The sequence below is a fragment of the Microbispora sp. CSR-4 genome (genome assembly GCF_008033685.1).
Classification (GTDB): Bacteria; Actinomycetota; Actinomycetes; order Streptosporangiales; family Streptosporangiaceae; genus Microbispora.
In genome coordinates, this window is record NZ_VJVX01000269.1 from 1 (window position 1) to 464 (window position 464).

Genomic DNA, 464 nt, shown 5'->3' on the forward strand with positions numbered 1-464 from the left:
CTTGACTCTGCGTTACTGGGGGGTTGATCAGACGATCTTGCCGGACCAGTTGGCGGCAGCGGCCTTGTAGACGCCCAGGGTCTCACCGTCGAAGTACGGGGAGACGTTGGTGTCGATGCGGTTGTTGCCGTCGGTGTCGGAGACCGCGATGGTCACACCGTTGAGGTAACCGAGCCGCTTGGCGTTGCTGTAGCGGTACAGCCACGCGGAACCGATGGAGCCCTCGCCGGTGAAGGAGGACTTGATGCCCACCAGCTCCTCGGCCTTCAGGGACGGCGCGGAGGCCTTGAAGGTCTTGCCGTAGGCCCACTTCTGGGTCTTGCCGGAGAAGGCGTAGTTGCCGTCCGGGTGCGACCCGCTCGGGTAACCGAACTCGAAGATGCCCGTGCCGATCTTCTGGTTGTAGGCCAGACCCTGACCACCGACGTTGGACCCGAGGGTGCCGACGTCCTTCAGACCGATCG

At 63.8% G+C, this 464-nt stretch carries 1 pseudogene; it reads right to left on the reverse strand.

Going from position 1 to position 464, the window contains the following annotated elements:
• Positions 1-27: 27 nt before the first annotated feature.
• Positions 28-464: pseudogene (locus FLV34_RS39770) on the reverse strand (hypothetical protein); the annotation flags it as partial.